This window comes from Alkalibacillus haloalkaliphilus C5, from assembly GCF_000269905.1.
Lineage (GTDB): Bacteria > Bacillota > Bacilli > Bacillales > Alkalibacillaceae > Alkalibacillus > Alkalibacillus haloalkaliphilus_A.
This window is the reverse complement of sequence record NZ_AKIF01000187.1, coordinates 1-4,815: the sequence shown is the minus strand read 5'-3', so window position 1 is coordinate 4,815 and position 4,815 is coordinate 1. Positions and strand designations below refer to the sequence as shown.

General features: G+C 37.4%; 8 protein-coding genes. 4 read left to right on the top strand and 4 right to left on the bottom strand.

Going from position 1 to position 4,815, the window contains the following annotated elements; all coding sequences use genetic code 11:
- The 4 genes from A194_RS18695 to A194_RS19535 form a co-directional block, all read right to left on the bottom strand.
- Window positions 1-453, bottom strand: a 453-nt coding sequence (locus A194_RS18695; protein ID WP_040403096.1) for a hypothetical protein, incomplete at its 3' end; no start/stop codon positions are given.
- 225 nt (window positions 454-678) lie between these two features.
- Window positions 679-1,065: a hypothetical protein gene (locus A194_RS0114730; RefSeq protein ID WP_017187569.1), complete on the bottom strand. Its 387-nt coding sequence runs from the start codon at window positions 1,063-1,065 to the stop codon at window positions 679-681.
- 58 nt (window positions 1,066-1,123) lie between these two features.
- Window positions 1,124-1,354, bottom strand: a complete 231-nt coding sequence (locus A194_RS0114725; protein ID WP_017187568.1) for a hypothetical protein — start codon at window positions 1,352-1,354, stop codon at window positions 1,124-1,126.
- Window positions 1,347-1,919: a hypothetical protein gene (locus A194_RS19535; protein WP_017187567.1), complete on the bottom strand. Its 573-nt coding sequence runs from the start codon at window positions 1,917-1,919 to the stop codon at window positions 1,347-1,349. The genes A194_RS0114725 and A194_RS19535 overlap by 8 nt, the downstream gene beginning before the upstream one ends.
- 186 nt (window positions 1,920-2,105) lie before the next feature.
- On the opposite strand from A194_RS19535, the gene A194_RS0114715 reads away from it, so the two are divergent.
- The 4 genes from A194_RS0114715 (at window position 2,106) to A194_RS0114710 (ending at window position 4,701) form a co-directional block, all read left to right on the top strand.
- A complete protein-coding gene (locus tag A194_RS0114715) occupies window positions 2,106-3,149 on the top strand; it encodes a hypothetical protein (RefSeq protein ID WP_017187566.1) in 1,044 nt (347 codons plus the stop codon).
- Between the two features lie 38 nt (window positions 3,150-3,187).
- Window positions 3,188-3,454 (top strand): hypothetical protein, encoded by a 267-nt coding sequence (locus tag A194_RS20390; protein ID WP_157783074.1) that lies wholly within the window; start codon window positions 3,188-3,190, stop codon window positions 3,452-3,454.
- Window positions 3,455-3,628: 174 nt separating this feature from the next.
- The gene (locus A194_RS21050) at window positions 3,629-3,754 is read left to right on the top strand and encodes a hypothetical protein (protein ID WP_272942214.1); all 126 of its coding nucleotides are present in this window, start codon (window positions 3,629-3,631) and stop codon (window positions 3,752-3,754) included.
- 164 nt (window positions 3,755-3,918) lie between these two features.
- Window positions 3,919-4,701, top strand: a complete 783-nt coding sequence (locus tag A194_RS0114710) for a BMQ_0737 family morphogenetic spore coat protein (protein WP_017187565.1) — start codon at window positions 3,919-3,921, stop codon at window positions 4,699-4,701.
- Window positions 4,702-4,815 lie beyond the last annotated feature (114 nt).

Sequence of the window (4,815 nt, the reverse complement as noted above, 5' to 3'; positions counted from 1 at the left end):
TTTTAAATAAAGCTCAGTCCATTTATTTAAAACAGATTGTGAGATAGTCGACTCAAGTGCTTCTTGAACGATGGCTACAGCTTGTTCATATTGTTCGGCCCCCTCTTCTAACCGAAACCATTCTGTATAATAATCTTTTTGTACTTCTTCCATCGTTTCAATATTGTCTTTAAGTACTTTTTTTGCAATATGATCAGCTTCATCTATCGTTAGCTCATCATTTTGCTCATCAGGTAAGTCAACTTCAACACTTTCTTCTTCATTATCCTGATCACGAACTTCTTCAAATGAATCAGAAACAACAGTCTCATGCTGATCTTCACGAAGAATTATATAACCTTTGTGACCTTGTTCTCCTTGTAAATTAAGGTGCTCTGTAGCGCTTTTCATTTCACTTTGTTGACATCCGACTAAAACGATAACTAGCATTACGATAATCCACGATTGCTTCATTTCTACCGCACCCTTTATACCATTTATTTCAATTTCATTATATTAAAATAATCGGAAAAAGTCGACAAATTCAGGGGGGGAAATTGTAAGAAATTTGGTAGGTTGTTAGATTATTATATAAAAACAGAGACTTAGAAGTTTTCCAAGTCTCTGTTACTTATGAAAATTGCTGAAACGATCCCAATAACTACAGCTAAAAGGTGTATGATGAGAAACGTGTATAAATTATAAAAACATACTATTCGTATATTGATTTAACCATGCAAATCGGTAAATGACTGACTCAGGTTCACTTGGAGGCCCACCTAAACGATCGATCAGTTCATTAGCACTGTTTATAAGTGGGATAGCTAACAAACTACCACTAACAAGCAACACAACAACCAAAACGAATAAATAAACCTTCTGTTGGTTCTGACTTATGTTTCTCGCAACTCGATTACTCCAATAAAAACCCATAACCCAAACAGGTAAAAACAAGATACTAACTAATATACCAAGGTTTCCATTGCCTGATATAACATCTGGCGAAACAGTCATTACATTAACGAAGTAATAGCCGATTGCTGAAATGACTAGAGCGCTAATCCAATACACGTATAATTTTTTCATTTCCCTCCAACTTTTTAGAAATTTTCTTCAATTATATCATACTAATTTTGGGCAAGTTCTACCCCTCACCTTTTAGTATGTTTAAAATCGCTTCTAATTGGTTACGTTCTTCGTTTATTAGTTCATCAACGACTGAAGCTAGTTGTGAGTCATCTCCACTTTCAATTGATTCCCCTTCTAGCTTTAACATATATAACAGTAGTACATCGAGGGCAACTTCACGCTTTTCGTCCCCTTCCAACTGCCGTTCAGCAATCCGCTTCAACAATGCCGTTTCTGGGTTAGTCATGTTGTTCCTCCTTTTTCGCCTTGCCACCAGTAATATTAAACTGATTAATCGCGGGCGTGCCGCTAGGCTTTTGATCTGAATACGTAAAACCTAACATTGTAGCTTGGTATGGCAGGTCTCCTCGCCACTTTAATTGGAAGTTTGGAAACGATAATTGTTCACCAGGCTGGATCGTGACCGCTTGTGAAGGCTTAAGCCAAATTTCATTTTTTAACTCTGAATGATGGATCCGCTCCCACTCACCTTGTGCTTGCCGACGCACTTGGTTATTGCCATTGGTATCAGAGTTAACATACTTACCAAAGAACTCAAACGGATGCTCATCTGAAAACTTAAAACAAATATAAGGTCCTGTAATAGGTTGCGAGCCAATGTTCACAATTAAATATGAACAGAGAGCTAAATGCTCACCACCTTCTTCGTCCATGTTAAGTGAAAATGTGAAGTAGCTAAGTACATCATAGTCTTTCTTAGTTGAGTGCTCAATTTTTTGTTTAATTTGATTAACGTATTCATTTCTCTGCTGTCGCCAGTCGTGTACTCTCTCAACGGCTGTTGCTTTCATATGATTCTTCACCCTTTCATATAATGATTACATCTTGATGAATTCCATAAGGGCTCCACTTATAAAATTTATGACAAAAACGGGCAATTATGACTGTCATGAAATTCGTCATCTATCAATATTAACCTACACGATGAAGTTAATAGTTTAATAAAATACTTATATGGACATGAGAGGTGGTCTTTTGTGCAATATCGACTATTTAACACGAAAGAAGTTGAAGCGTTACAAGAACGGCTGAGGCTTTATGAGAATATGTTTCAGGATTTTTATGAAAGCGAGGCATTCGAAGACTACTTACTCATGAAAAATGAAGTTCACGCTTTAAAAAAGCAAATCGTAAAAATAGAAGGGGTTTTGAAAGTGGTGAATGAAAATCAACAAGAACAAGACCAGAAAATTAAAGCCCAACAATCTGGTCAGTCAGATGAGTTAAAATCAATCATACAGTTGCTTCAAGAAGTGAAAACTGAATTGGCCTCAATTAAAGGTCAGCATACCCCAGAAACTGAACAGCTAAATGAAAATGAACAAGAAGAACAGACAGAAAATGTAGAACCAACAGAAGACATTTCACCTGTAGAACATGTACAAATACAGTCAAATCAAGTTAACAGTCAAGCTTCACGCTTTTTACAAAACGCAAAGCAAACACAAGTTAAGAAACCAAACAACGAGGCTGTTCAACCGAAATCGTCAACACAACCAAGAAGACAAAGAACACCTGAGTTTCGCCAACTACAACATTTAATAAGATCCAATGCAACGAGTTATATCCAATCTGATCAACCTACCCAATCCACTCAACCTGCCGCATCACCGCGGTTTAAAACACGTGTTAGCTCAGGTCGTACAACAACATCTAATACAGGTGATTTATCTCACAATTTTAAACCGCGTAACTATCCAAGTAAGTATGATCAATTACAACCGCGTACTAAAAAGCGAAAGAAAAAACGTTCTAAACCAAAAACAGATGCAACTGAGCAACCTAAACCAACTTCTCAACCGGAATTAAAACGTCAAGAACAACTAGAACAAAAACGAGAACCACAACCAACTACTGCAAATCAAGTACAACCCAATAAACCTACGAACAACCAACCATCACAACAATCAAACTCACAACCATTACAACCCAAACAGCCAACTGAAAAACAACAACCTATTAAACAAGATGAATCAGTACTAGAGAAAATTCTCCCATCTCAGTTTTTCAAAAATAAGTAACACGGTTATACCTTATACCAGAGTGTATTGTTAAGGATATGGTTAATCTGACCAATGCTGAACTGCCAAATGGATGTTGGGGCGTTTTATCAGGAACTAAATTACAAATGACATTGTATTGGCCATTAATGAATGAGTCTCGTTCACCTTTTTACTACAGAGTAAGTCTAGGTGAATATCAGAAAGTGAAGGATGAGATGAGTAGAAAAAATGAACAACTGATTGCAAGGTTCACTCTCACCCGAAAACGAGAGCTATTCCGTCTTATACTAACCGTCTCAACCATCCAGATCAAACTACTTTAGTGCTAATTCTTTCATTAAAGGTCACGCCACCAGAGCTAAGAGGGTATTATATTTTTATATTGAAAATGTTCACTCTTATGTCCCATACCCAATTGTTATGAACTCTCAATAACCGCCCTATCTGAAAAGATGAAGTGCGACTATGATAATGTATAAAGCTAAAGGAGTGATATTATGCGTGCAAAAAGCTCAACAAGTCATTTAAAACAATTACGTGCTACTGACAATTCTAGTAAGGCACACAGAGGTGTGAAAAGTAGCCGCCGTCGTCGCGGTGGCTGTGGATGCAGTGGTAAGTAGTGGATGATGTGAAGCTCCTCGTTATTTTTTGAGAGGAGCTTTAAATTATAGACGTTTATATTAATCTACTTCAAACAGTAGAAATGATGGTAATAGACTATACCCTCTTGAGGCTTTCACATAAGGTAAAGTATATTGAATAAAGTGACTATGGAGGTGTAAAAATGAGTTATCGTAAAAATTGTCCCCCACAACCACAACCCGTACAGGATATCCTATGTATTAACACAGAAAAAGTATATGATTGGATCGTCAACGAAGCTAATTTTGATTTAAATATAACTAATGAAGATTTACCGAATGGCATTACATGTGATGATTTTGATAGTGAAGATGTGACCTGTACTGTCATCCCAGCAGAAGTAGACCCAATTGAAGTGATCAATGTTGAAGACCGTGAGTTTGTAATTGACGGCACTGAGGTTGAATTACAAATTGTTACGATCAGAAAGAACTTCGTTGTTATTATTAACTTCCCGACCGATAACGGCAATGGCGATGTTGAATTAGAGCTTGAATTTTCAAGAAGTGAGCAAGTCGTCCTTTGTGCGCCAGAAGGAACTGAAATTGATGTCACGTATGCAGAATTAGATTGTTTCATCGTTTCGTTCGACTGTGAATTAGGTGATACAGATGAAGATGATACGTTTGATGCGCTTGTTTCAGTACGATTGTGCCAAAGCATTCAGTCTGTCTATCCTGTAACGTTAGAAGTTGAAGCTGACTATTGTTTACCGCGTGAGCCTTTAGCTGTTGGGCCATGTCCTACACCTGTTCGTCCTGAGCAATGTCCTGTATTATTCCCAGTAGGGTCTAATAGGAGTCAATACCGAACTGATGCCGGTGTTTATAATTATACAGCAGCTCCACCGGAACCAGAGGAACCACAATTAGAAGTAGAACAGCCAGAAGAAGTTGATGACAACCAAAATGAGCAATCTGAGTAAGCTAAAAACACCTACAAGAGGTGGTTTTTAGCTTTACAGTTGATTCTTTTCGACATTACCATCTTTCATAACATATTGGACGTGATCGTTATTAGCTAGTGCATCTAAATCTTC